Source organism: Caloramator proteoclasticus DSM 10124 (genome assembly GCF_900129265.1).
GTDB lineage: Bacteria > Bacillota > Clostridia > Clostridiales > Caloramatoraceae > Thermobrachium > Thermobrachium proteoclasticum.
In genome coordinates, this window is sequence record NZ_FQVG01000010.1 from 13,715 (window position 1) to 38,812 (window position 25,098).

Below are 25,098 nucleotides of genomic sequence, written 5' to 3' on the forward strand. Positions count from 1 at the left end.
CTCCATTATTTCATATTAGGAAATCCTATTTGTCGTAACGCTTCATACGCAACAATAGATACTGTATTAGATAAATTTAGTGATCTTTCTGTTGTTTCTACCATAGGTATTCTTATTAAAGTATCTTTAAACTTCTCTCTAACGCTATCTGGAACCCCCGAAGACTCTCTACCAAACATTATAAAATCGCCCTGTTTGTATTGAACCTCCGTATACAGCTTATCGGCTTTAGTTGTTGATAAAAATATCCTTGCACCCTTATTAAGTTCTAAAAAATGTTCAAAGCTTTCATAGTAAACAACATCAACAAGCTTCCAATAGTCCATTCCTGCTCTTTTTAAATGCTTATCATCAATTAAAAAACCAAGTGGCTTAATAAGATGTAGTCTTGAATTTGTTAAAACACAAGTTCTTCCTATATTTCCTGTATTATAGGGTATTTCTGGCTGATATAAAACTATATTAAGATTCAATGCTATCCCTCCAAAACTACATATATACATTTTATTATACCAAGAGTCTAAAAAAAAAGTAAATAAAATTTAACTTAAAACAGACTGTTTAAGAATATTTTTGAGTAAAATTAATTTTAGTGACAAGTCAGTATAATTTTTATGTTAATTTAACTGCTAAATTAAGCCATTTTTAGTATTAAGTGATATAATAATGGTTATAGAAGTTATAATTCTTAATTTTATATAATATATATGAATAGTAAAAAGTGGGAGGGGTTTTAATGAATTTAGCAAGGACAAGACTTGGTGAAGCTGCAATTAAAGAAGCTGTTAAGTACATCTTGAAGGACCCAGAAAAGAATATCCCTAAAATTATAAGATGGGGAGAAAAAATAGCAATAAGAGAACAGGACAAAAAATATATAGCTAATATCAAAAAATATCTTGATGACCCAAACAGTAACTGGTATAAGTACACATATAAGCTATTAACAGAGATACATCCTAATGTCAGAGAAAGAGTTGGAATAAATTATTTCTTAAATGCAACTATGTTTGGTATACCTGTTCAGCTTGAAAACGAAAAGAAATATGATTGCAACATACCTTGGGCAATACTTATAGACCCTACATCTGCTTGTAACCTTAAGTGTAAAGGATGCTGGGCAGGTGAGTACAAGCCTTGGAATCTTTCCTTTGAAGATTTAGACAAAGTTGTAACCGAAGGCAAGGAACTTGGAATATATATGTATATATTCTCAGGTGGAGAACCACTTATGAGAAAGGATGATATTATAAAACTTTGTGAAAAGCACAACGAGTGTGCCTTCTTATCCTTCACAAATGGTACTTTAGTAGATGAAGATTTTGCAAAGGAAATGCAAAGGGTTGGAAACTTTGCACTTGCATTTAGTGTTGAAGGATTTAGAGAAGAAACTGATATGAGACGTGGTGAAGGTTGTTTTGATGCTGTTATGAAGGCAATGGACATATTAAGAGACTATGGATGTATATTTGGTTTTTCAACCTGCTATCATAGATACAATACAGAAGTAGTTGCATCAAAGGAATATATAGATTTAATGGTACAAAAGGGCTGTAGATTTGGATGGTATTTTACCTATGTTCCAGTTGGAAGCGACAGTGATGTAAACTTTATGGCAACAATCGAACAAAGAGAATATATGTATAGAAGAATAAATGAAATAAGAGCAACAGAACCAATATTTGTGCTTGATTTTTGGAATGATGGAGAATTTTCAAATGGATGTATAGCTGGCGGAAGAAGATATTTCCATATTAATGCTAATGGAGATTGTGAACCTTGTGCGTTCATACACTATTCAAATATGAACATAAAGGAACATAGTCTATTGGAAGTTCTACAATCCCCATTATTTATGGCATATAGAAGAAATCAACCATTTAATAATAATCTACTAAGACCTTGTCCAATGATAGATAATCCAGATGCCTTAAGAAAGATGGTAAAAGAGTCTGGAGCCTTCTCAACACAAGTTAATGATGATGAAACAGTAGATCAACTTGCCGATAAGCTTCAAGAATATGCAAAGGCTTGGGGCGAAAAGGCTGATGAAATTATGATGGCAAAGAAAAATATGTCTAAGGGTGCATAAATATTTAAAAAAGTGCTGTAGGTAAAGGCCCTACAGCACTTTTTATTTAAAAACTCTATTTAATATCCACGGTCTTTTTATACTTATTGCCTTTTTAGGACAGAGCTCGTGACAACAGAAGCACCTTATGCACTTTTTATAATCTATACTTGGAACCTTATCTCCCATTTTAAGTGCCTTAGGTGGACAACTCTCAACACATACCCCACACTTTATACAAATATCCTTTGAAAACTCTGGTCTTGGAGATAAATAAAAGGTTAAAAAATCCTCTACTCTCTTTGGAACTCTTCCTCTAAAGAAATTTACACTTCTAATTTTAGGAACTTTGAAGTTTGAAACATATTTATCTAAATCCTCACCTACTATATCTACAGTTTCTATGCCACCCTTTATTATTCCTCTCTCTAAACTTCTTTTTAGTGTAGGAACATCCTCTACCTTAAGTCCCATAATATGTGCTCCGCACACATCGAGTTCATAGGGGTTTTCCGAAGCTAATAGAAGTCCTACATTTTTAGGCACACCTGCAGTTGGTCCATCCCCCTCCATCGCAACTATTCCATCAATAATAGAGAAGGATGGTTTAACTGTCTCACATATATCAACAAGTAGATTTGAAAAATCATATATTTCAGGCATTTTGAAATGATATTCAACCTTTAATACTCCTGGTATCATTCCAAACAAAACCTTAACAGCACCTGTATAAACTGCCATACTATGGGTTTTTAACTTTGAAATAGTAATTATCCTATCACACTTGAAAGGTGGGTCAATCATAGTTAAAACTCTTGATATACAACCATCAGGTGTTTTGTAGTCACTGTATGAACAATCATAATTAAGTTCTGCTCCACTATTTTTAGCAGCCTCCTCTATTCCACATACCCTATAAAACCCTCTAAGCACCTTTTCATTGTATGGACCACCTGGGCTGTCTCCAATTATAACTCTACATCCGTTTTCAACAAGCCTTTTACTTACTGCCTCAATAACCATCGGATGTGTTGTTGCTGCTTCATCAGGGTGTTTTTTTATAACTAAATTTATTTTTAAAAAAACCGTCTCTCCCCTTTTGGCTATTTTATCTATGCCTCCATATAGTTTTATCATCTCATCAACTGCTCTATATACATTTTCCCTTTCATAGTCACTACATTTTACAGAATACACTCTACTCATTTTACCACCTCAATACATATTTTTTTTATTTCTATTTATTCTAATTATAAAGGAGGTTTTATAATGCTGTTTTACCCAAAACGTGCCTTTTTTGAACCCAAAACATTGGATTATCCTACAGGACAATATATATATAATAAACTTAAGGAATTAAATATTCCAGTATTTGTTGAAAATAAGTCTGTAACCTTTGAAAAGGACTTTGACAACATTCAAGAATACTATGCCTATGCCAAAGGTTCTCTTGTTGTCTCTGTTAAAAAAAGTATGAAACTTGATAGTTGCAAACCCTCCGCAGATTACCAATTTCCACTTGTTACAGGATGTCCCGCAAGCTGTCAATACTGCTATTTACAGTCTAACCCAAATATAAAGCCCTTTGCAAGAGTATATGCAAATGTTGAAGAAATTTTACAAAACAACGAAAAATACATAAACCAAAATAAGCCCAAAATTACATCCTTTGAACTTGCAAGCACAAGCGATCCTCTTTCTGTTGAACATTTAACAGGTTCTGTTAAAAAGGCTATTGAGTTCTTTGCACAGCAAGAATACGGAAGATTAAGGCTTGTTACAAAATTTGCTTATGTAGATAACCTTCTAAACATAGTACACAAAGGGCATACAAAAATAAGATTTAGCATAAATTCAAAATATGTAGTAGATAAATTTGAATTTAATGTAAGCCCTTTAATGGAACGATTAGAGGCTGCACAAAGGGTATATGATGCTAATTATCCCTTAGGTTTTATTATTGCACCTATATACTATTATGAAAACTATAAGGAGGAATATAGAGAACTGCTTGATATGCTGAGGGAAAAAATAAAAAACCCAGATAATGCTGAAATAACATTTGAACTTATTCAGCATAGATTTACAACAAAGGCTATGGATACAATATTAGCACGTTTCCCAAACACAGAAATAGACTTTTCAATGGAAAACAGACAACAAAAGTGGGGGCCCTATGGTGTTTATAAATATGTTTATAAAAAGGACATTTCCACTGATATGAAGGAATTTATGATATCAGAAATAAAAAGAAGATTCCCCAAGGCCGAAATAGAATACTTTACATAACTAAAGTGCCACCCAGGTGAAATGTGACATAATTCATTTTCTTCCAAATGTCACATTTCACCTGGGTGGCACTTTTTGGCGGAGAGGGTGGGATTCGAACCCACGGTGGAGTTACCCCCACGCCGGTTTTCAAGACCGGTGCCTTAAACCAACTCGACCACCTCTCCATATTCAATTGGTGACCCCTAGGGGATTCGAACCCCTGTTACCACCGTGAAAGGGTGGTGTCTTAACCACTTGACCAAGGGGCCATCTCTCTGGCACAGAAAATAATATACCATCTTATTAGACAAAAGTCAACATATTTTTTTGTTTTTTATAAAATTGATATGAAGATATTTTAAATATACATTGGCATAAATTATTTTTATGAATACAATCAGATTGTTGACTTAAATACAAGAAAGCCCCAAGAAAGGATTTTAAAAGGCTCTTTCATGAGCTTTAGCAATTCTTAGCTTTAGACGAAGAAAAAGTCAGTAATTCGGCACAGGACGTGCCGAGCCGAGCGGCCATCAGGACGATGGCATCACGAGGATGGGACTTTTTTAAATAAAGAAAAGCTTAGAATTGCTTTGCGAAATGAACCGATGCCCAAGAAATCCTTCAAGGGGCTAATCAATATATAACTTTTTGAACAGCTGTTTGTTTTAAGAAAAAATATAAACTTTTCTTAATTATTTTTAAGTTGAATTAAAAAAGCTAAGGTTATAAAATCTAATTATAATTTTATATAATTTTAAAAAACCAAAGCAGGTGTTAAAATGAAGTATATTATAAATACACTATATTTTTTATCAGGAAGGATATATGTTCCAACCCACCTTTTGGGAAGGAAAAATGTCATCATGCACATTAGTGACACTCCCTCAAACATCTATGCTTCGATAATTAAATTGGTAAAAAAAATTAATCCAAAATATATAATACATACTGGAGATATTGTTGATAATATAAAATTAGAGCTATATCCTAATAGATTAAATGAATACAAGGATTATGCCTCTATATTTATAAGTGAATTAGTTAAATACACAAGTAGTCGTATAATAATTGTTCCTGGAAATCACGACAACATTGATGTTATAAAAAAATTAGATAAGATTTACATAGTAGAAGAAGGTAGTTCCATTTCAATTGAGGATATAAATATTGGAGTTTCTCATAAGATAAATAATCTTCCAAAATACAAATGTGATTTTTACTTATACGGCCACGATAAAAGTAAGGGAAATAGGAATCAACTAAATGGAATTAATTCAATAAACATAATAGATATTGAATCTAAGAATGTTTTTCATCTTAAATATCCAATGGGAACTGACAATTATAGATTACTTAGAACAAAAATAGGAATTTAATTTTGGGGGGAAATTAAATGCTTTCACTTTTTAGATTAGGTCCTAAGATGATAGTTATAGGGAGCAAAAATCCTGAAGAGCTTTCTAATGAAATATCAAAAAGTTTTTCTGCTGTTAAAACAAATCTTATTGATGCCTTAAATTCTACTTATGAAAATTCAACAATTATATTTATAACAGAGCCAAATAAAAAGATAGCACATATTAAAGATATTTTAACAACAATCTATATAAATATGCCTTCTGACGAATTTTACAATAATCTCATAAATAATAGAATATGTGAAAAAATTAATGATATAAGAACTGCACCTGGAATTATAGTTATGCGAACTCAAGGAGACAAGGACAAAATAATTAGCTCTGTTGCATATGAATATAGAGCCAAAATGCTACCAATATTTGATAGCTTGGAAAATGGAGAATCTAACCAAACAATAATTTTATTTACTGAAAAACCTCTTAACAGTAGGTTAACTATAAATTCCTTTGATTCTACTACTCTACTAATAGATGAAAATATTACTACTATATCATCTAAATTGAGAAATCAAGCACTAAGATTTTTAAATGAGGGATTGGTTGATAGACCCTGGTATGAATTAAGCATACGCATATATGATAGATATAGCAAATACGATATGCATTATAAAAGATTATCCATTGCACTTGATAATTTAGATGTTGGATTTATATTAGGCGAAATGTGGACAAAAGATACTCCAAGGTTTCTTTTATCTGTCTTAGTATATCAGATAAAACTATTTACATTGCTTCCTCCAACTGAAATAAAAAAGATATTGCTTGGACTTGAATACACAGACGACGGTACAAGAATCGTTGATTTTGACTTAATCTATAAAAATAAAAAAATAGACTGGACAGAAGTTAAAGTAAATAATTTGGAACGTAAAAATCTTGGAATGATGTTTAGGGAGGAAATTTTAAAGACCTTATCTGATGAACAAAGGCAAAAGCTAATAAATCTTGAAAACATCATTTTAAATACAAGGGAGTAGATAATATCTACTCCCTACAGATTGTTGACAAACCTGTTCGTTAGCTAAAGTATAAAAAAAGCCCCATGAAAGGATTTTATTAGGCATATTTCATGAGCTTTAGCAATTATTGCTTTTCGACTTTGAAAAAGTCCGTAATTCGGCACAGGACGTGCCGAGCCGAGCGGCCATCAGGACGATGGCATCGCGAGGGTAGGACTTTTTCAAACAAAGAAAAGCTTAGAATTGCTTAGCGAAATGAACGAATGCCCAAGAAATCCTTCATGGGGCTAATAAATATATAACTTTTTCAACAGATTGAAGGGAGTAAGATTTTGTCTACTCCCTAAGTATTAACTCCTCTATAGCCTTTGCTACTCCATCGTTATCATTTGTATCTGTTACATAAGCTGCTATCTTTTTTATTTCTTCCTCTGCATTTCCCATTGCTATAGGGAAACCTGCAAATTCAAACATAGTCTTATCGTTTTCATTATCACCAAAACAAACTATCGCTTCTCTATCTATATCAAAAAATTCCGCAAGCCTTTTTAATGCATTACCCTTTGACACTTCTTTATCCATTATCTCAAAGTTGTTCATATATGATGAAAAAATTGAAACATCCATATTATCTCTAATATATTTTTTTAGTTCCTGAAGCTTCTCTACCTCATCTTCAAGAGCCATAACAACAACCTTTAAGAAATTCTCTCCCTCTTTTTCAACAACATCCTCAAGGCTGTCTACTATCTGTATATTTATTCTTTCATCCTCTGGAACTGTTTCATTCCACTTTGAATAGTTCAAGGATGAATGTATGAGCTTTTCTGAATATATAGTATCAGTTGTGTATATGTGTGGATAAAATCCCCATTCTCTTGTAACCTTTATTATATCCAATAGAGTTTCTTTTTTTATGTATTTTTCATATATAACCTCATTTCTATCCTTTTCACGAATATATGCTCCATTTGATGCTATAATAGGTGCCTTTGTACCTATTATTCTTGCATAGGATTTTGCAGATGTGAAAATCCTACCTGTACAGATAACCAGCTTAATCCCCTTCTCAGATGCCCTCCTTAAAACATCCTTAGTATATTCAGTCACCTGCTTTTGGCTATTTAATAGTGTTCCATCCATATCCATTGCTATCAATTTGTATTTCAAAGCTATCATCCTTTCGCAAATATTCCCTAAAAATTATACTATAAAATAATAAAAATATAAAACATAAACTTTAACTTATATTCAAAATTTAAGGACAGGCTATTTTAGCCCGTCCTCAAGAAACTTCCACTCTAATACATCTCCATCCTTTAAAGTATATGAACCTGCACCTACAGAAGGCTTTACACCATTTACAAAATAGCACCAACCACTATTTGCACCATAATCCCTTTCCTTTAACCCTGCAATCGATGAAAAGTAAATACTACCTCCTGTTCCCTTTGCTCTATAGGATATCTTATTATCTATCAATACCTTCAATGTAACATCTCCTGCTGTTTTTGAATTGATATCTACATAGCCCTTATAAATTACTTTATTGTTTACTGTATCAATTATATAAACATTTGGTTTTAAAGTTGTAGATTTATTATCATTTGAGACATTGCTCTTTTCTGTTTTATTCCTACTCTCCTCATTCTTGTTTACACTCTTTGTACTATTTTTACTTTCTTTCTTTTTTATTTCACTCGCTTTATTCTGTTCTTGTTTTACAACCGCACTATCATTACCTTGGCTTTTGTCCTTAACACTATTTTCTTCAACCTTATCTTTATTTTGATCCCTTTGTTCTACCTTTTTTCCCTCTTTATTATTCAATTCAATATTCTCTACTTCTGACCTTTGAAGTATATTTTGTAAACTGCCTGCAAAGGATATTGCTGTAACTGATAAAACAAGCATTACTACAATTAGCAGTAACTTCTTTTTCATATAACTGCCTCCTAAGCTCTATTTTGCTTTTTAACTAAAACTGCACCTACTAATATCATTAAAAATGCTAATGCAACAGCTGTATTTGCATCAAACATATCACCTGTTTTTGGAAGTAGCTTCTTTGCTTCCTCCTCACCAGTATATTCAAATACCTTTAGCTTATTAACATCCACATTATTTCCAAAGAAATTATACTTTCCTGCCCTTTTAAACTCCCTTATTGCAATAAGTGCTCTTAAGGCTTGCTCTGTTGCCATATAGTCAGCCTTCTTATTCAATTCGTGGGCAAACTGGCCATTATTAACCCTAAAGCTTAAAAGTGCTGAATATAAATCTCCATTTGTCTTTGTAAACTTAAGTCCCTCTGGATTTTCTCCAACCGCAGTAAGTCCCAATATTACAAATGAAATTGTTTCACTAAAGCTTCCAAAGCTGTCGGGTATATATCCAGAATCTATCTGCATTTTAGATAGGCTATCAACAGCCTTATCTACTGCCGCCTTTACCTTTTCATTTGACATATAAGGTGAAAGGGCTGCAAGAGCAACACCAGTAATATCAGGGTTTATTCCCATCTCAGAATTTAGAGTCCATCCATATAGCTCTTTACCATTTTTATTAACTGTAACTGCCTTATCAAGTATAAAATCAACAAGTTTTTCCCTTGTTATTTTATAGCTTGACTTATCGGCTGTATAGTCTAACGCAATAAGTGCAAAAATAGCATCGTTTATAAGGAATTTATCAATGTTTCTTTTATTATAAAGTTCCTCCATTAGATTATACCCTACAAAGTTATATGGACTATATCCTGCTGCTGTTAATGTAATAATTAGCTTTTCTATATCTGTATTTGTATATTCATCTATTCCATAGGATTTAAGTTCCTTTGCTGCTTCCTCAATCAGCTTTTCATCTATCTTTTTTCCCATCTTTGAAAGGCTTAAAAATGCCCACATATCTAATTGGTTCTTTTCAATGTAACCTAAGGTTAAACTTAAGTCCTCTTCGATATTCTTCTTTATTAGGTTATTATTCTTTGAGATAACTTCAGTATAAGCACTATCTCTATAATCTAAACTTGGGCTGTTTACTCCATCAATATTAAATACACCCTCATCCTTAACAACAGTTGGTGACTTATCCACATTATAACCACTAATCCTATAACTATGGATTCCCTTTTCTAATCCTTCTATGTTTATCTCTCCATTTTCATTTGTTATATAATTCTTTTCATCAATCGTTACAATAGCACCAGCAATTGGAGTTGTTACCTCCTTGTTTTGATACCAGTCAAAATAAGTATATGAAAATTGGATTTTAAAAGGTTTATTTGGCTCTACTACATCTGGAGTAAACTTTATATTATTTGCATAAGCTGTTGTAGAATCTCCATAGAATACAACTATCTCATCACCATCGTTTGGAATATATGAGTCTATTGAAACCATTGGAGTCTCTATTTTATTTTTACTCTTTATATAATACATCCATCCATCATATCCACCAAATTTACCAGCCTTTAAACCATTTATTTCTTCAACATATTTGCCCCATTTGCTCTCTGTAACCTTATATGAAATACTATTATCACTGAGAAGTTTTTCTAATCCTAAAAGGGCAGTTTTTTCCTCTACTTCACCTCTTACAATAGTATCAAGTAATCCCTCTACTCTTACTGTGAATTTTGGCTTTTTTATTTGAAATTTAATTGTATCTGCCACTATATTAGGAATTTCATTTCCCTCTTTAAAATCATAAAACTTTAGCTCGTGTACTCCTTCTTCAAGTCCCTGTGGAAGTTCTATTCTATTTTCTATAACCTCTACGCTTTTTCCATCTATTTCAGCCTTAAATCCCTCTATTTTAGTTACTGTATTAGTCCAATCATTATAATTATTAAACGTGATAGTCAATGCCTTATTTGGACTTAAGGTTGAGAAACTTATATCATTAGCTAAATATGGCTTTGGATAACAGCCATAGTATAGTAATAGTTTTTCACCCTTTTTAAGTTCAGTTCCATCAATTGAAGTCATAGGCACTTCATACTTTCCATCCCTTTGGATAGCATACATCCAACCTGAATAATCACCTAAACTTCCTTCCTTAAGTCCATTAACTTCTGAAATATACTTTCCATAACTACTGTCCTTTAATACATAGGTTATTCCCTTTGATTTTAAAACCTCATCTAAAGCATCAAGGGCGTTAGTCTTTTGTGTCTCTCCCTCTGCAATTATCCCCTGATTGCTCTGAACAACTACATATACACTGCTTGAATTTGCTAAAGCTTGCTTAGGAAGTATTGCTAAAAATTGTAATAGTATAAAGATAGAAAGAACTACTTTGGAAACTGTTTTTTTCATACATCTCCCCCCACTTCTTTAATATATGTTACCTCCAGCCTATTTTTAAATCGTTTTAGTATCTTGTACATTTCATCATAAAATAGAACTGAGAAAATAAAGTTTGAGCTTGAATGGAGTACATCAAATACTAATCCTGATAAATAGGCTATGGTAATTGTTTTTATATTAATAGGCCTGATAAAGCCTATAATATGCCAAAGATTCATAATCCAATCAAACATAAAGCCATAAAGAAAACATATTATTGAAAAATACTCTAATTTTATCTTTTTTCTAATAAAACCCGAAAGCATTCCAACCAATCCCCAAGCAAACATCTGCCATATTGTCCAGGGACCGTGGCCTAGAAAAATATTTGAAACAAAGGCAGCTACATTTCCTACTAAAAAACCAACAAAGGGGCCAAAAACATTTCCAGATACTGCAACTATAAAGGTAGTTGGTTGAACATTTGGAATTGCACCAAAAGGAATTCTAAAAACACCTGCAATTGCACCTAATGTTGCAATAAGCCCTATCTCCTTTGTCCCCATTTTGCTCCTTTCAAAATATATAAAGGCAGCAAATAAAATTAAAATTAAAGAAAGGTTTATAAAAAGTTCAATGTTCACTTATTTCCCTCCAAAGCTTCTATAAACTGTTTATAGGTAAAAATTCCACCCTTAAATTCTCTAATCAATTTATTTATCTCTGTTGTATAAAAGATGCAATCCTCTAATACCTTTCTATCTCCCATCTCTGCTATCTCACCATTAAACATTAATATAAACTTGTCACAAACCTCTGCTGCAAACTCTATATCGTGTGTAATCAAAATTATAGATACACCTTCATCTGCAAGACTTTTAAGTATTTTCGCTATTTCACCTTTATTATTATTGTCTATTCCCCTTGTAGGTTCATCTAAAAGAAGAACCTTAGGTCTTAATATAAGTGTGTTTGCAAGGGCAAGCCTCTGTTTCTCTCCACCACTTAAATCCCTTGGATTTTTATCTTTATGTTTATATAAATCTAATTTTTTAAGTATATCATCTACAATGCCTTTATCCTTTATATTAAAATTCTTAAGAGTAAATAGAAGTTCCTCATAAACTGTATCCTTCGTAATATAGTCATTTGGATTTTGAGAAAGATATCCTATTTGCTGTGCCCTATCCTTTACGCTTAATTTATTCATAGTTTTTCCATCTAAAAGTATATTTCCCCTATAATCAACAAGCCCTATGATTGACTTTAAAAGTGTTGATTTTCCTGCACCATTTGGTCCTATTAGGGCAGCTATCTCTCCACTTTTAATGCTAAACCCAACATTTTTTACAGCAGTAAAACTGCCATATTTTACTGTTATATTATCAACCTTAAGCCTATCTTCTCCTTTTTTTTCTCCTTTATTAATGCTCTTTAAACTTATATCCTTCAACCTACTTTTTATTAATCTACTATCTGAAGGATATTGTTCAATTCCTATTTTTTTCGCAACCTTAATTCTTGAAGGAAGAAATTGATTTACTTCACTATTATTTATCCTATAAGCCTCTTCCTTTGTTCCTACAAATTCAAGCCTTCCATCCTTCATAACTATAAGTTTATCTATACTGTCAAACCATCTTGACACCCTTTGCTCTATGACAATCACATTTATCATAAGCTCTCTATTTATCTTTTTTACAATATTTAATATTTCATCTGCACTAACAGGATCAAGCTGTGAGGTTGGCTCATCCAAAATTATACACCTTGGCATAAATGAAAGTGCTGAAGCTATTGCAACCTTCTGCTTTTGTCCACCAGATAAAGTTGAAATGTCCCTATCATATAAATCTGTAATTCCACAAAACTCAAGTGACTCCCATATTCTCTTTTTAATAGTACCTTCATCTAATGCTATATTTTCAAGACCAAAGGCTATTTCCCTATATACCTTATTCATCAAAAGCTGCCTTTCAGGATCTTGAAAAACCATAGTAATAAGCGATGCTCTTCTTCTTTCATCTATCTTTAGTATTTCTTCGTCATCTAAAAGAACCTTGCCTCCTATTTTACCACCATAAAAATTTGGTATTGCTCCTGTTATACATTTTGCAAGAGTGGATTTTCCCGAACCAGAATATCCCGCAACTAAAATAAACTCTCCATCCTTTATTTCTAAATTTATATTATCTAACGCCTTTTCATTAGAGTTTGGATAATAATAATTTAAATTTTGTATCTTAATCTGCATATACATTCTCCTTGTAGTAATAATTAATTACAAAGGTTAAAACAAAAACTAATACACATACCGAAAAGGTAAAAGGATTTAGTGGCAATCTATAATCATCATATACATTGTAATCAGTAAGCTTTTTAAAAATTAGAAAATAGAAAATAGATATTATACTTATTATTGAAACCAAATAATCAATATGTTTAAATTTGCTTTTATTAAATACACTTCTTTTGCCTGATAAAAAACCTCTTATGTAGGCAGACTCTGATATATCAAAGGAAGCTTCAAGAGATTCCTCTATTAAAACAATAATAAGTGGAATTTGTGCCTTTATCCTTTGGAATCTACTTTTACTGTTAAACTCAACCCCTCTAACTTGATAAATATCCCTTAAATCCTTTAATTTCTTTTTCATCGTAGGAATGAGTTTAAAACAAACCATAAAAAGCAATGTTGTTTTTGGCATCTTTGATGAAAAAAAAGATAATGCTGCATCTGAATCTATAAAAATTTCAAATATATAAAATAAATAAATTATTATTAGAAGTTTTACTGCAAACAAAACACTATATATTAAATTTTCAAGAGTGATATACTTGTTAAAAACATTAAAAAGCACTAACACTCCTGCATTAACAAATAGCGAATTTATGAAAACTGTTATAACCAAAAGTGGTAAAAATATCTTTATTGTTGAAATTATAAGTTCCTTTTTATTAAAATATAAAAACACAGCTAATTCACAAATTAAAATACTGAATAAAATCAAAGGATTTATAGTTAAAAAGGATATAGAAACCATCATTAGTGCATATAAAATTATAGACAATATATGTAAAGAATCTCTATTCATTTTTTTCACTCCATAAATGATTATCTATGATTAAATATTGAAAATATCTAAGTTAATTTTATTAAATACTATACTTCTATTTATAATTCCCTTTTATCATAAAAAAAAGGCCCAGTAAGGGCCTTAAAATACTATGCTTAATATTTTAAGTCTCCCTTCCCTCCGAAGGTAACTTTATCCCTTTACAGGCAGGTTTCCTGGCTTGTGGTTCATCCTCTACCTAACCTTCCCAATAAGGTGGTATACTTAGGCTTCGTCACCACTCACAGTAGCGGGGGCTGCAACGGATTTTAACCGTTTTCCCTTTTAACCATAAAATATGGCACCTGTAAAAATATTTACTTTTCAAGTATAATATATAATATTCTAAGAAAATAATCAACGTTTTTTAAAAATTTTCTTTATATTTATCCAAGTTAACATTTTACTATTTACTTAATCATAATTTTAATATAAACTAATTTAAAACAGTATTTCGGAGGGATGGTATGGAATATATTTGCCCATTATGTAAAACTGAAGGAGACATAGTACAAAGAATAACTATTGAAAGTCTTGTTAATGACCACTTTAAAAAACATTTAAAATCCAGCGAATATGGTCTATGTAAAAATCCAGATTGCGATATAGTTTATTTTAATAATGAAACATCGGAAGTATATTTCCAAAGAGATATAAAGGTACCTGTTTGGTATAAAAATCAAGAAAATCCTATCGTGTGCTACTGTGGAAATGTTACCTTGAAGGATATCATCGAACTTGTAGTTGAAAAGCAGGAGGTTAAGACGTTTCAAGAATTAGTTAATGCAACTGGTGCTATGAAAAACTGCCGATGCAAAACACAAAATCCATCAGGAAAGTGCTGCAAAGAGGTTTTAGAGGATGCCTTTAATTATGCCATAAGTCTAATTAGCGATAAACCTAATCAAAATCTTTTATGAAAATAAATACGTTTTTAGATATTAATATATAAAAAATAGAATTTAGCCCCATTAAGGATATATTAACCTAAAATTCCTTTTTGGGGCTTTTTAATATAAAACTTATTAATAAGTTATAAGTGATATGACTGCCATTAATAAAACTCCCGTTAAGGCACTTATACCATAAAGAAGCCCTATAATTTTTACCGCATCAAGCTTATTTTTAGACTCCTTTACTAAAAATATTAAACCTAAGCCTGCATTTGCACATAGCCCTGCAATTGCACTTTCAAAACTTATTATTCCCAAAACAAAAGCTTGAATTATTCCAACTGAAATTGCACAGTTTGGAATAAGTCCAACCAATGAAACAAACATAGGCTGCAAATAGGATGATCTACCTAAAATACCTACACTTTTATCAATTTGGAAGGTTTCCACTAAGTATCCAAGTGCTAAATTAATTAAAAACATATATACAAATATCTTCAGGCTCTTTTTAATTGAGTGATATAGAACTTCTTTGAAATCAAAGTGGTCTGTTAAACACTCATCGGTGGCTGCAAGTTCTGCTCCTGTATCGTTTACTTCATTTACTCTGGACTTTAGCACAAAATCAACTAAATATCCCCAAACGACAGCAATACTAAACTTAAGAAGAATAAAAGGTAGAACCTTATCCATAGCTTCTGTATTTGAAATTAATACAGGAAGTGCCTCATCAGAGGTTGCTAAAAATATTGATAAAAGTGTACCTAATGTAATATAACCCTGAAAATAAAACATAACTCCAAGTATTGAAAAACCACACTGTGGCATAATACCAAGGGCTGCACCAATTATAGGTCCAAACTTTCCTGCACTTTTTATCTTATAATCATACTTTTTTCCAATCCTATGTTCAATGAACTCGATGAAAACAAAGGCTACTATAAGTATAGGTAGTGCTATTATTGTATCGTGCAATGCCTCGTGTAAAAATTCCATAATACCCCTCCTCTATTTGCAAATAACTTGCATTATCTATTATAATATTATTCCCAAATTATATCAATATATACATAAAATTTTAAATATTAGTTTCACATTAAATAAAAACACCATAAGCAATGTGAAGCAAAAGATATATACCTATAAGCTCTAAAGCTTATTTCATACATCTTGTTACTTCACTAATTGTTTATGGTGTCATAAAAATATTATTTTAAAACTTAAAAACCTACATCCAAATTAACCAAGCTACTACATATCCAGAAATTACAGCAGATAGTGTAAAAGGTACGCTTAACTTCATAAAATCCTTTGTCTTAACTTCATATCCTTCATTTCTTAAAATACCCAGTGTAGTTATATTAGCCGATGCACCAATTGGAGTAATATTTCCACCTAATGTTGCACCAACCAAAAGTCCATAGTATAGAACATATGGTTCAATCCCTATACCAGCTGCCACCTTTGCTGCAACAGGAAGCATTGTTGCTGTATATGGAATATTATCAATAAAGGCTGAAACCACAACAGAGAACCAAACAAATAGGGAATATATTGTAAATAGTCCCCCATTACCAAACTTTAAAAATAGTTTGCTAATGTCGTTAATAACTCCAACTTCTGTTATTCCGCCTATTATTATAAAAAGAGACATCAAAATTAATATTGTCTGATAATCTATTTGTAATAGAGTTACATTTAGAGCATCTTTATTTTTATTGATTAAAAGTTCCTTAATTAATCCTATTTGCAATAAAATAACACATATTAAACCATTTGTAATGGAAGGTTTATTTGGTATAAATGATGCTAAAATTAAAAGAACAACCATTGATAAAATAAGATATGTTGGGAACATATCCTCAACCTTTTCCCTCTCTTCAAGGTGGATAGGCTGATTGTATTTTCTAAAAAATACTACAAGAACAAAGGCTGACACTATCGCACCAAGCTGAACTATAAAAAATAATCCTATTCTTCCCTTAAAAAAGAAGAAATCTAAAAAATCCATATTTGCAAATCCACCAAGAAGCAGCGATGTAGTATCTCCAACCAATGTTGCAGCTCCCTGTAAATTTGAAGAAATAGATATTGCAATTAGCATATATACAGGTGATATATTTATTCTTCTTGCTAAATTTAGTGCAACTGGTGCAACTATAAGAACTGTTGCAACATTATCTATAAAGGCTGAAACAATCCCTGCAAATAAAGATAGAGATATAATAACCCATTTTACAGAACCAACCCTATCGACTATAAAATCAGCCATTGCAGCAGGCATCTTGGATTCAATAAAAAGTGAAACTATCCCCATAGTTCCTGTAATCATTAAAATAACATTCCAATCTATAGTGCTAAAGACCTTGTTGTAAGGAAGAATTCCCAATATCACAAACAAAAATGCCACAACAACTGCTACCTGCGTTCTATATTTTGGCATAAGTATTAGAAGTAGGTACGTCAATAAAAATAATATTACTGCTAAAGTTTTCATCATTCGTCCCCCTTATTTCAATATACATTTAAATATAAACCTCTTAAAATGCTTTTTAGGCACTACTGCATAATCTACTACTTTAAATCCAGCCTCATCTAATTCCTTTCTTATGTCGCTTACAGCAGCAATCACAGCCTCCTTTGTTATTCTTGCCGCAGACTTTAAAATATGCATTATCTCTTCATCGGAGGTTATTGATAAAATTCCATAGGGTAAATCAATTATAGCCAAATCATATTTTTTATCCACATTAGCTATATCTTTATTTTCAACCTTTACATCATATCCGAAAAACTCAATATTTTTTACTGCATTCTCTACTACCTTATCATTTATATCATAACCTTCTATATCTACTGAAAGTGCCGCTGCCTCAAGAAGAACTGTTCCTACACCGCAGCAGGGGTCTACAACCTTTTTATTAAGATTATCCCCAAGACCTATGTTTAGCATACTTCTTGCTATTCTAACAGGAAGTGCATTGCAGTAATAAACAGGTTTATGTTCGTGCTTATGCCATTCTCCACTATTTTTTATGTATCTTCCAAATATCCAAGTTCCATCAACTAAAGTTAATGCAAACATAACCTTAGGATTATAAACATCAACATCTCCCTCTATTCTCTCTCCTATTATCCCCTCAAGCCTGTGCTTTTCATTAAATTCCACCTTTACCTTATCATCTACATCAAAATACTTTACTTTGTATTTTTCTTGGTTTATATTAAGCTTCTCAACCTTTTTAATTAATTCATCAAAACTATTTGAACTTGCTAAAATATCTATTTTATACTTTATAAAAACACTTCTATCTATATCAAAATCCTTTTCACTTAAAAAATATTTTTCACTTAAATCCTTATTAAAAATTACCCTCATTTCTAAATTACATAAATCGGATTCATCTGGCCTGTAATTAATGTAATACAAAAACATACTCTCACCTCAAAATTTAAGGCTGCATAACGCAGCCTAATTATCAATTCTTTATATTATCCCATACATAGGCTATTTTTGCAACCTTTCTACCTTCAACATCAACTACAACTTCCCTAAACACTTTTCCACCCATCTTTTCATAGAATTTTCTATTTTTATTATCCTTATAGGTCCAAACAATCAAATTTTTAATATTTTCTTCAGCTAATTTCTCAACTGCTGCATTAAAAAGCATTGTTCCTATCCCCTGACGTTGATAGTCACTATACACATAGATTGACTTAATAACTCCTTGATAATTTTCAAAACCATCTGTTGAAAAAACAATAAAGCCAACTAATTCTCCATCCTCATTTTCTGCAACAAACATAAATTCTCTTGTTTCTGGATCTTCAAATAGTCTATCAAGCCAAGTATCCTCAAGTTCATCATAGGTTCTATGTTCTAAAAATTCATTTGGAATTATTCCCTCATAAGTATCCTTCCAAACATCCATGTGTATCTTGGCGACAGACGGGACATCACTTGGAATAGCTTCTCTAACCAACATTACAACTCCTCCAAAATATAATCTTATTATATTTATATAAAATCTACGAATTTATTTTACATTTTTATTATACAAAAGTAAAGAAAACTTAGAGGGAATAAAGCTCTATATTTATCTTTTTTTCCTTAAATATCGTAATTATTTATATTTATTTAAATTATAGTCCTGCTGCTGTGTTAATATTCCTATAATGTGCCTCAACATATTCATTTGATGTATCCTGACTGTGTGGGAGACTATTTTTTAAGTATAAATCAAAATGGCCTGTTACTCCATTATTTGTAATTGTCTGTGCACTGTGGGGCATACCAGATAATGAAGCTGCTATGTTCATACCATCCTTATAAATAACAACTGGCCTTGGATTCCACTGCCAAGTTCCAAATAAGCTCCTCATTACCTCTGTATCCTCTACTGTTAAAGGTTCCACATCACTATGGTTGTATCCTCCCATCATCTTTACTTTAAACTGTTTGCCTGTCTGAACATCGACTATTGTAAATATATCTCCTCTTTTTATTATGTACTGTCCCTCTAAAAACCAATCTACAATTTTGCCCCTTGTTGAAGGATAGGTTGCTTCACCTGGGGTAACTGTATATACCCTTGGTGCATATCCTGATATTGCTATTTTATCCCCAGCATCAAGCCAATCATCGGGAGACATATAATTATATCTTAATATGTTGTCAACTGTAGTGTTAAACTTTTTAGCAACAGAATAGACAGTATCCCCAGGTTGCACCACATAAGTAACAGCAGGCCACTCATATACAGGAGTTGGAGTTATTGTAGGTGGTTTTACTTCCTCTACATTCTTCTCTGGAATAAAAAGCCTCTGACCAACATTTATTATATCTGTTGTCAAATTGTTTAATCTTTTTATCTCATCCACTGATACCATAAAACTTTGGGCTATCTTCCATAGTGTATCCCCTGATTTTACTGTATAGAAGCTTCCATAGACAATATTCTCTTTTACCTTTAATATCTGCCCTGGATATATAGTATCCGTAGTCATATTATTTAAAGTTTTAAGTTGTGATACAGAAATACCAAAGCTTTGAGCTATCTTCCATAATGTATCTCCCGATTTTACTGTATATGTATCATAATAGGTTAATGCTTCCTTTATTTCTTCCCTCAATCTTAAGGTTTGACCAACATATATAGTATCGGTTTTTAAATCATTGAGGCTCTTTATTTTATCTATAGAAACACCAAAGGTTTGAGATATTTTCCATATAGTATCTCCTGATTTTACTGTATAAAATTCTGGAATTTGCTGTGAAGTAGTAATAGATGCCTTTGCCTTTGTCCCTAATGCATCCATCCCAAGAGGTATAGTTGCAAGGAGCATAGTTCCAAGCATTATTTTAGCAGAGGATATTTTTATGTTTGGGAATTTATCCTCTATTATTTTTTGCACATATTCCTTTAAATCCTGAGAGTTTTTCTTTATAATTTCGCCAAGTTCAGAAGAAATCTCAACTGAATTTGTATTTACATAAAGTATAAGTACATAATCATCTCTATGTCTTTCTAAATTATATCCACGAAAGATTGACATAATAGCACCTCCTTCCCTTTATTTTTTCCAAATATGAAGATTTATATTTATCAAAAGGATATAAAGTAAAAAATCCGCCATAGGCGGATTCAGATTGTTGACAAACCTGTTTGGTATCTAAAATCTGAAAAAGCCCCATGAAAGGATTTCAATAGGCTCTTTCATGAGTTTTAGCAAATCTTGCTTTTCGACTTTAAAAAAGTCCGTAATTCGGCACAGGATGTGCCGAGCCGAGCAGTCATCAGGACGATGACATTGCGAGGGTAGGACTTTTTTAAACAAAGAAAAGCTTAGATTTGCTTAACGAAATGAACCAATGCCCAAGAAATCCTTCATTGGGCTATGCAACATCATATAATTATTTCAACAATCTGAAAAAAATCCGCCATAGGCGGATTTTTTCAGGCTAAATTTAATGCTATTTCCATCATCTTTGTAAATGTAGTTTGTCTTTCTTGTGCTGTTGTTTCTTCTCCTGTAATTACGTGGTCTGAAACTGTTAAAATTGTTAATGCATTTACTCCATATTTTGCTGCAAGAGTGTATAGTGCAGTTGTCTCCATTTCAACTGCTAAAACTCCATACTTTGCCCATATCTTATAGAATTCTCTATCATCGTGATAGAAGGAGTCTTCTGTTAATATATTTCCTACCTTAACATCTATACCATTATTTTTTGAGTATTCATAAGCCTTGTATAGAAGATCAAAGCTTGCTGCAGGGGCATAATCTAATCCATTGAAGTTAATTCTATTTATATTTGATGTAGTACAGGATGTCATTGCCAATATAATATCTCTAACCTTTATATTTTCATTTATTGCACCGCAAGTTCCTATTCTAATTAGGTTCTTTACTCCATAGGAATTAATCAATTCGTTTACATATATTGATATTGATGGAACTCCCATACCTGTTCCTTGAACTGAAACTCTCTTGCCTTTATAGTATCCTGTAAAACCATACATTCCTCTTACTTCATTGTAGCATTCAACATTTTCTAAGAAATTTTCTGCTATAAACTTTGCTCTAAGAGGGTCACCAGGTAATAGAACTGTTTCTGCTATTTGACCTTCCTTTGCACCAATATGTACGCTCATATTATTCCTCCTATCTTAAATAAATTTTGTATTAATTTTCTAAATATTTTGCAAAATAATCCAGTGAGAGTCCATTCATAATATTAACACAACTCTCTTATCAACTCAATAGTTTTTTCTAATAATTCAAAATTCTATGGTATAAAATAACATATAACCACGCCACCTATAAGCGACGTGGTATAATTTTAATCATCTACCTTAAATCCCTTTTTCTCAACTATATATTTAATTTTATCCTTTATAACTTGATTTTCATCAAAATAAACATTAACAGTACCCTCTTGGTAATCAACATCAACATCCTGTATACCTCTTATTCCTGTTATTATGCTTGCTATCTCTTTAGCTGAAGTTTCATCGTGCATCGATGGTACTTTAAAAGAATACTCCTTCATTATATGCACCTCCCATTATTATTTTGCCCAAAAGCCACTATAAAATCCTAATAGGATTAAAATCTATTATGTCGCAGGAGGTACATATATATTCTATTCCATCTATAATACCATTTTCACATATATATCTTGCATCATAATGTATGTGTCCATACACAACCTTTTCAACCCTGTATTCTTTTAAAACATCTACAAACTCTTGATTAACTGCAATCTTTGTAACTGGAGGATAGTGCATCATAACTATAAACTTTTCATACCCTGCTTTTTTTGCACTGTCAAGGGACATTTTAAGCCTTAAAAGTTCCCTCTTATGTACCTTTATATCGTGTTCATCATCTGTATTTTCTAAGTTTATCCACCCTCTTGTTCCACATATTGCATATTCATTGTAAGGAAAATGGGTGTTTTGAATAAAATACATATCTTCAAATAATGAGTTAATCTTAGTAATGGAAGTCCACCAATAGTCGTGGTTGCCTTTTATAAATACCTTTTTGCCATTTAGACTATGTATAAACTCAAGGTCCTTATATGCCTCCTCAAGTTTCATTGCCCAGGATATATCACCTGCAATTAAAACAACATCATCTTCATTTATATTCTGTTGCCAGTTTTCCTTTATTTTTAAATGATGTTCCCTCCACAATTCTCCAAACACATCCATTGGTTTATCCGTTGATAAGGATAAATGTAAATCTGATATTGCATATAGTGCCAAATTATCACTTCCCAATTTTATTTTTTATTTTGATATTTAACTTTATTATATTTTTCCGATAACTTAATAGGTGATTTTTATGAAGATAGAAGCTTTAGAAAAATTATTAAACAACTACTCAAATAATAACAAAAAACTATATGAAGGTTCAACAATTAACGCAAAAATTATTGCCCTCGAAGATAATAAAGGTGCAATTAAGCTCTATGATGGTACTATTATTCCTGCAATATTTGTTTCTGAAGATATTAAAAAGGGCAATCAGTTTTTAAAATTTAAAATAGAAAAAGTAGAAGAAAACCAAGTAATTGTAAGATTGATTGGTGATTCTAAGGAAAAACCCTCATATTCTAACCTAAAATCAATTTCAGATAATCTATCAATCCCCTTTAATAAGGTTGAAGAAATAGTAAATTCACTTATTAAATTTAATCTTCCTGCTACAGATGAAAATGTATTAACTCTCTTTAATTCCTTAAAATCCTTAGAAGCACTTAAAACATTAAAGGATGAAGATATAAAAAATATATTTAAAAACTTTTTAAACCTTGAAATATCTGAGGAAGACCTATCTTTTGTTAAAATTCAAATTCAAGCTCTTAAAAACATCGACATAGATTTTTTAACCTTCTTGCTTGAAAACAAAATTGATATATCTATAAAAAACCTTTTAAACACAAAAAAGGTTTTAAATGGAAACGACTTTATAAATTTCATAATACAAAAATTAAATCAAAACCATTCATTGAATAAAGTCTATACTTTAGAAAATATATTCGAGGAAATATTAAAAAATACTGAAGTATTAAAAAACAATGCTGATTTTATCGAAAAATTTGATATAATTAATTTGTTAAGTAAAAATTATAATTTTTATTTCTTCAACACCAGCGTAAATGACAATGTATACAAAAATAGCATAATAATAAAAAACAAATATAAAAATAAAAGGGTAATAGATATTAACGATGTAAAATTATATATAAAGGTTGATACTGAAAATATAGGAACAATAGAAAACTATATACACAAACATAATGATAATATAATTATAAATATTAAATGTGATAAAAAATATATAGATTATATTAAAGCAAACTTAAAAATTTTAAAAGAGTCACTAAACCAAATTGGACTTAATTTGATAAACTCATCAGTTGAAGAAATAAAAACACCTCATAAAGATATTATAAACTTCTTTAATGATTTTATAATTAATGAACTGGATGTGAAGGTATGAAAAGGAAAAAGGCAGTAGCACTTAAATATAATAAGGACTATAAAGCACCTGTTGTAACGGCTGTTGGTTTTGGTGAAATTGCAGAGAAAATTTTAAACAAAGCAAAGGAAAATGACATACCTATTGTAGAGGATACAGTCTTAGTTGAGAAATTAAGTAAAGTTGAACCTTCTTCTCCTATACCTGAAGAGCTTTATGAGGCGGTGGCAAGAATCATAGCATTTATATACAGCTTAGATGAAAAACACAAAAAGAAGGAGTGATTAATTTGTCAGATATATTTTCAGGTCTTGAAGATTTGGGATTTAAAAATGTAAAACTTAATATATTTGAAAAGGAAGAAGAAAATAAAAAAGAAGTTGAAATAAAAAATAAAACTGTAGATACATTTTTATACGAAAAAACTATGCTCTGTCCCGTTTGTAATACAGAATTTAAAACAAAGGCATTAAGAAATGGAAAAACAAGACGCGTAGGAAGCGATACCGATTTAATGCCAATTTATCAAGGACCTAATCCACTATTTTATGATGTTCATATATGTCCAAGCTGTGGATACAGTGCCCTAAATCAATATTTCGAAAAGGTAAAACAAGAGCAGGCCCTTTTAATTAAGTCAGTAATTACTCCAAAGTTTAGACCTAAAAATTATCCCGAAGTTTATGATGAAAATATTGCAATTGAAAGGTATAAACTTGCTCTTTTAAATGCGGTGGTAAAAAAGGCTAAAAGTAGCGAAAAGGCATTTATTTGTTTAAAAATTGCTTGGATGTATAGACTATTACAAAATAATAGTGAGGAAAGAAAATTTTTAGAACAGGCCTACGTGGGGTTTAAGGAATCCTTTGAAAGGGAGGCCTTCCCAATCTGCGGTATGGATAATTACACACTTTCATATTTAATAGGTGAACTTGCAAGAAGGCTTGGAGACAATGATGAAGCACTGCTTTGGTTTAGCAAAGTCATTGTTACACCAGGTGTAAACCCAAGATTAAAGGAAATGGCAAGAGATCAAAAGGATTTGATAAAAGAAAATGCCCTATAAACAGGGCACTTTTCT

23 protein-coding genes, 2 tRNA genes, 2 pseudogenes and 1 riboswitch are annotated in these 25,098 nt (G+C 31.4%); of the genes and pseudogenes, 8 read left to right on the forward strand and 19 right to left on the reverse strand.

From position 1 onward, the window contains the following. Positions 1 to 5: 5 nt before the first annotated feature. Positions 6 to 473: a tRNA (uridine(34)/cytosine(34)/5-carboxymethylaminomethyluridine(34)-2'-O)-methyltransferase TrmL gene (gene trmL / locus BUB63_RS03880; protein WP_073248011.1), complete on the reverse strand. Its 468-nt coding sequence runs from the start codon at positions 471 to 473 to the stop codon at positions 6 to 8. A gap of 263 nt (positions 474 to 736) precedes the next feature. On the opposite strand from trmL, the gene BUB63_RS03885 reads away from it, so the two are divergent. Next, positions 737 to 2,092 carry a radical SAM/SPASM domain-containing protein gene (locus BUB63_RS03885; RefSeq protein ID WP_073248012.1) on the forward strand — a complete coding sequence of 452 codons (1,356 nt, stop codon included), beginning with the start codon at positions 737 to 739 and terminating at the stop codon, positions 2,090 to 2,092. A gap of 42 nt (positions 2,093 to 2,134) precedes the next feature. On the opposite strand, the gene BUB63_RS03890 is transcribed toward BUB63_RS03885, so the two are convergent. Then, on the reverse strand, positions 2,135 to 3,277 hold the full coding sequence (locus BUB63_RS03890; protein ID WP_073248013.1) for a DUF362 domain-containing protein: 1,143 nt from the start codon (positions 3,275 to 3,277) through the stop codon (positions 2,135 to 2,137). Between the two features lie 63 nt (positions 3,278 to 3,340). On the opposite strand from BUB63_RS03890, the gene splB reads away from it, so the two are divergent. Further along, positions 3,341 to 4,360: a spore photoproduct lyase gene (gene splB, locus BUB63_RS03895; RefSeq protein WP_073248014.1), complete on the forward strand. Its 1,020-nt coding sequence runs from the start codon at positions 3,341 to 3,343 to the stop codon at positions 4,358 to 4,360. Between the two features lie 76 nt (positions 4,361 to 4,436). On the opposite strand, the gene BUB63_RS03900 is transcribed toward splB, so the two are convergent. Both BUB63_RS03900 and BUB63_RS03905 read right to left on the reverse strand, forming a co-directional pair. Continuing rightward, positions 4,437 to 4,527: transfer RNA gene (locus tag BUB63_RS03900), tRNA-Ser, on the reverse strand. 9 nt (positions 4,528 to 4,536) lie between these two features. Next, positions 4,537 to 4,611 (reverse strand) — tRNA-Glu (locus BUB63_RS03905). Between the two features lie 513 nt (positions 4,612 to 5,124). Between BUB63_RS03905 and BUB63_RS03910 the strand changes: the two genes are divergently transcribed. After that, positions 5,125 to 5,721 carry a metallophosphoesterase gene (locus BUB63_RS03910; protein ID WP_073248015.1) on the forward strand — a complete coding sequence of 199 codons (597 nt, stop codon included), beginning with the start codon at positions 5,125 to 5,127 and terminating at the stop codon, positions 5,719 to 5,721. 17 nt (positions 5,722 to 5,738) lie between these two features. Continuing rightward, positions 5,739 to 6,740, forward strand: a complete 1,002-nt coding sequence (locus tag BUB63_RS03915) for a hypothetical protein (RefSeq protein WP_073248016.1) — start codon at positions 5,739 to 5,741, stop codon at positions 6,738 to 6,740. Positions 6,741 to 7,058: 318 nt separating this feature from the next. Here BUB63_RS03915 and BUB63_RS03920 read toward each other — a convergent pair whose 3' ends face one another. From BUB63_RS03920 to BUB63_RS03945, 7 genes and pseudogenes are all read right to left on the reverse strand, one after another. Then, positions 7,059 to 7,892: a Cof-type HAD-IIB family hydrolase gene (locus BUB63_RS03920; protein ID WP_027309014.1), complete on the reverse strand. Its 834-nt coding sequence runs from the start codon at positions 7,890 to 7,892 to the stop codon at positions 7,059 to 7,061. A 99-nt stretch (positions 7,893 to 7,991) separates the two neighbouring features. Then, positions 7,992 to 8,666, reverse strand: a complete 675-nt coding sequence (locus tag BUB63_RS03925; protein WP_073248017.1) for a DUF4430 domain-containing protein — start codon at positions 8,664 to 8,666, stop codon at positions 7,992 to 7,994. An 11-nt stretch (positions 8,667 to 8,677) separates the two neighbouring features. Continuing rightward, positions 8,678 to 11,041 (reverse strand): DUF4430 domain-containing protein, encoded by a 2,364-nt coding sequence (locus BUB63_RS03930; RefSeq protein ID WP_073248018.1) that lies wholly within the window; start codon positions 11,039 to 11,041, stop codon positions 8,678 to 8,680. After that, entirely contained in the window at positions 11,038 to 11,655 is a 618-nt protein-coding gene (locus BUB63_RS03935) for an ECF transporter S component (protein ID WP_051350682.1), read from the reverse strand. Before BUB63_RS03935 ends, BUB63_RS03930 begins: the two co-directional genes overlap by 4 nt. Beyond that, positions 11,652 to 12,356 (reverse strand): annotated as a pseudogene (locus tag BUB63_RS14095) (energy-coupling factor ABC transporter ATP-binding protein); the annotation flags it as partial. The gene BUB63_RS03935 and the pseudogene BUB63_RS14095, both read right to left, overlap by 4 nt. 204 nt (positions 12,357 to 12,560) lie before the next feature. Then, positions 12,561 to 13,271, reverse strand: a pseudogene (locus BUB63_RS14100) (energy-coupling factor ABC transporter ATP-binding protein); the annotation flags it as partial. Further along, positions 13,255 to 14,106 carry an energy-coupling factor transporter transmembrane component T gene (locus tag BUB63_RS03945; RefSeq protein ID WP_073248020.1) on the reverse strand — a complete coding sequence of 284 codons (852 nt, stop codon included), beginning with the start codon at positions 14,104 to 14,106 and terminating at the stop codon, positions 13,255 to 13,257. The pseudogene BUB63_RS14100 and the gene BUB63_RS03945, both read right to left, overlap by 17 nt. Positions 14,107 to 14,276: 170 nt before the next feature. After that, positions 14,277 to 14,451: riboswitch (cobalamin riboswitch) on the reverse strand. A 143-nt stretch (positions 14,452 to 14,594) separates the two neighbouring features. Between BUB63_RS03945 and BUB63_RS03950 the strand changes: the two genes are divergently transcribed. After that, entirely contained in the window at positions 14,595 to 15,047 is a 453-nt protein-coding gene (locus BUB63_RS03950) for a (2Fe-2S)-binding protein (RefSeq protein ID WP_073248021.1), read from the forward strand. Between the two features lie 105 nt (positions 15,048 to 15,152). Here BUB63_RS03950 and BUB63_RS03955 read toward each other — a convergent pair whose 3' ends face one another. From BUB63_RS03955 to BUB63_RS03990, 8 genes are all read right to left on the reverse strand, one after another. Next, a complete protein-coding gene (locus BUB63_RS03955) occupies positions 15,153 to 16,016 on the reverse strand; it encodes a putative manganese transporter (RefSeq protein WP_073248022.1) in 864 nt (287 codons plus the stop codon). A gap of 232 nt (positions 16,017 to 16,248) precedes the next feature. After that, entirely contained in the window at positions 16,249 to 17,517 is a 1,269-nt protein-coding gene (locus BUB63_RS03960; protein ID WP_073248023.1) for an ArsB/NhaD family transporter, read from the reverse strand. Between the two features lie 12 nt (positions 17,518 to 17,529). Next, the gene (locus tag BUB63_RS03965; RefSeq protein ID WP_073248024.1) at positions 17,530 to 18,456 is read right to left on the reverse strand and encodes a TRM11 family SAM-dependent methyltransferase; all 927 of its coding nucleotides are present in this window, start codon (positions 18,454 to 18,456) and stop codon (positions 17,530 to 17,532) included. Positions 18,457 to 18,499: 43 nt separating this feature from the next. Next, entirely contained in the window at positions 18,500 to 19,009 is a 510-nt protein-coding gene (locus BUB63_RS03970; protein WP_073248025.1) for a GNAT family N-acetyltransferase, read from the reverse strand. A 157-nt stretch (positions 19,010 to 19,166) separates the two neighbouring features. Continuing rightward, a complete protein-coding gene (locus tag BUB63_RS03975) occupies positions 19,167 to 20,579 on the reverse strand; it encodes a LysM peptidoglycan-binding domain-containing protein (RefSeq protein ID WP_073248026.1) in 1,413 nt (470 codons plus the stop codon). Between the two features lie 401 nt (positions 20,580 to 20,980). After that, positions 20,981 to 21,679 carry a purine-nucleoside phosphorylase gene (gene deoD / locus BUB63_RS03980; protein WP_027309008.1) on the reverse strand — a complete coding sequence of 233 codons (699 nt, stop codon included), beginning with the start codon at positions 21,677 to 21,679 and terminating at the stop codon, positions 20,981 to 20,983. 188 nt (positions 21,680 to 21,867) lie between these two features. Continuing rightward, positions 21,868 to 22,077, reverse strand: a complete 210-nt coding sequence (locus BUB63_RS03985; RefSeq protein WP_073248027.1) for a heavy-metal-associated domain-containing protein — start codon at positions 22,075 to 22,077, stop codon at positions 21,868 to 21,870. 37 nt (positions 22,078 to 22,114) lie between these two features. Then, entirely contained in the window at positions 22,115 to 22,798 is a 684-nt protein-coding gene (locus BUB63_RS03990) for a metallophosphoesterase (RefSeq protein ID WP_073248028.1), read from the reverse strand. 79 nt (positions 22,799 to 22,877) lie between these two features. On the opposite strand from BUB63_RS03990, the gene fliK reads away from it, so the two are divergent. The 3 genes from fliK to BUB63_RS04005 are packed head-to-tail and all read left to right on the forward strand — an operon-like array spanning position 22,878 to position 25,083. After that, the gene (gene fliK / locus BUB63_RS03995; protein WP_073248029.1) at positions 22,878 to 24,038 is read left to right on the forward strand and encodes a flagellar hook-length control protein FliK; all 1,161 of its coding nucleotides are present in this window, start codon (positions 22,878 to 22,880) and stop codon (positions 24,036 to 24,038) included. Continuing rightward, the gene (locus tag BUB63_RS04000) at positions 24,035 to 24,301 is read left to right on the forward strand and encodes an EscU/YscU/HrcU family type III secretion system export apparatus switch protein (protein WP_073248030.1); all 267 of its coding nucleotides are present in this window, start codon (positions 24,035 to 24,037) and stop codon (positions 24,299 to 24,301) included. Before fliK ends, BUB63_RS04000 begins: the two co-directional genes overlap by 4 nt. Beyond that, a complete protein-coding gene (locus BUB63_RS04005) occupies positions 24,298 to 25,083 on the forward strand; it encodes a DUF2225 domain-containing protein (protein ID WP_242947341.1) in 786 nt (261 codons plus the stop codon). Before BUB63_RS04000 ends, BUB63_RS04005 begins: the two co-directional genes overlap by 4 nt. Positions 25,084 to 25,098: the final 15 nt, after the last annotated feature.

Coding starts and splice junctions, on each gene's coding strand:
- BUB63_RS03885 (WP_073248012.1), top strand. CDS start 737: ATGAATTTAGCAAGGACAAGACTTGGTGAAGCTGCAATTAAAGAAGCT.
- BUB63_RS03890 (WP_073248013.1), bottom strand. CDS start 3,277: ATGAGTAGAGTGTATTCTGTAAAATGTAGTGACTATGAAAGGGAAAAT.
- splB (WP_073248014.1), top strand. CDS start 3,341: ATGCTGTTTTACCCAAAACGTGCCTTTTTTGAACCCAAAACATTGGAT.
- BUB63_RS03910 (WP_073248015.1), top strand. CDS start 5,125: ATGAAGTATATTATAAATACACTATATTTTTTATCAGGAAGGATATAT.
- BUB63_RS03915 (WP_073248016.1), top strand. CDS start 5,739: ATGCTTTCACTTTTTAGATTAGGTCCTAAGATGATAGTTATAGGGAGC.
- BUB63_RS03925 (WP_073248017.1), bottom strand. CDS start 8,666: ATGAAAAAGAAGTTACTGCTAATTGTAGTAATGCTTGTTTTATCAGTT.
- BUB63_RS03930 (WP_073248018.1), bottom strand. CDS start 11,041: ATGAAAAAAACAGTTTCCAAAGTAGTTCTTTCTATCTTTATACTATTA.
- BUB63_RS03945 (WP_073248020.1), bottom strand. CDS start 14,106: ATGAATAGAGATTCTTTACATATATTGTCTATAATTTTATATGCACTA.
- BUB63_RS03950 (WP_073248021.1), top strand. CDS start 14,595: ATGGAATATATTTGCCCATTATGTAAAACTGAAGGAGACATAGTACAA.
- BUB63_RS03955 (WP_073248022.1), bottom strand. CDS start 16,016: ATGGAATTTTTACACGAGGCATTGCACGATACAATAATAGCACTACCT.
- BUB63_RS03960 (WP_073248023.1), bottom strand. CDS start 17,517: ATGAAAACTTTAGCAGTAATATTATTTTTATTGACGTACCTACTTCTA.
- BUB63_RS03965 (WP_073248024.1), bottom strand. CDS start 18,456: ATGTTTTTGTATTACATTAATTACAGGCCAGATGAATCCGATTTATGT.
- BUB63_RS03970 (WP_073248025.1), bottom strand. CDS start 19,009: ATGTTGGTTAGAGAAGCTATTCCAAGTGATGTCCCGTCTGTCGCCAAG.
- BUB63_RS03975 (WP_073248026.1), bottom strand. CDS start 20,579: ATGTCAATCTTTCGTGGATATAATTTAGAAAGACATAGAGATGATTAT.
- deoD (WP_027309008.1), bottom strand. CDS start 21,679: ATGAGCGTACATATTGGTGCAAAGGAAGGTCAAATAGCAGAAACAGTT.
- BUB63_RS03985 (WP_073248027.1), bottom strand. CDS start 22,077: ATGAAGGAGTATTCTTTTAAAGTACCATCGATGCACGATGAAACTTCA.
- fliK (WP_073248029.1), top strand. CDS start 22,878: ATGAAGATAGAAGCTTTAGAAAAATTATTAAACAACTACTCAAATAAT.
- BUB63_RS04000 (WP_073248030.1), top strand. CDS start 24,035: ATGAAAAGGAAAAAGGCAGTAGCACTTAAATATAATAAGGACTATAAA.